Genomic DNA, 412 nt, shown 5'->3' with positions numbered 1-412 from the left:
GTTGATGCAAAAACCCTATGTTGTTGCGCTGATCGATGAGCTGAAACAGGCGCGCAACAAACAACTGGGTATTGATGCCAACTATGTACTCAGGCGCCTCGTTGAAATCGATCAGATGGATGTGGCCGACATTCTGAAAGAAGACCTGAGCATCAAGCCGCTGAGCCAATGGCCGGAATCATGGCGCCGTTATCTCAGTGGATTCAATCTGGCGGAGATGTTCGAAGGCCGGGGCGACGAGCGCGATATGGTGGGAATGCTCAAAAAAATCAAATGGCCGGATAAGGTGAAGAACTTGGAGTTGTTGGGTAAACACGTCAGCGTGCAGGCCTTCCGCGACAACGTGAAGAACGAACACACCGGCGCAGACGGCGGCCCAATCGAGGTGGCTAACGTGACGGCGGAGGAACTG

At 53.6% G+C, this 412-nt stretch carries 1 protein-coding gene; it reads left to right on the top strand.

Annotated features, from left to right (window positions below; genetic code table 11):
- Window positions 1-412: terminase small subunit (locus PSI23_RS23740; protein ID WP_273557059.1), on the top strand; the 412-nt coding region annotated here is incomplete at both ends.

It is taken from the genome of Xenorhabdus yunnanensis (assembly GCF_028598805.1).
Lineage (GTDB): Bacteria > Pseudomonadota > Gammaproteobacteria > Enterobacterales > Enterobacteriaceae > Xenorhabdus > Xenorhabdus yunnanensis.
The sequence above is the reverse complement of the archived record's forward strand: the minus strand, read 5'-3'. Positions and strand labels throughout refer to the sequence as shown.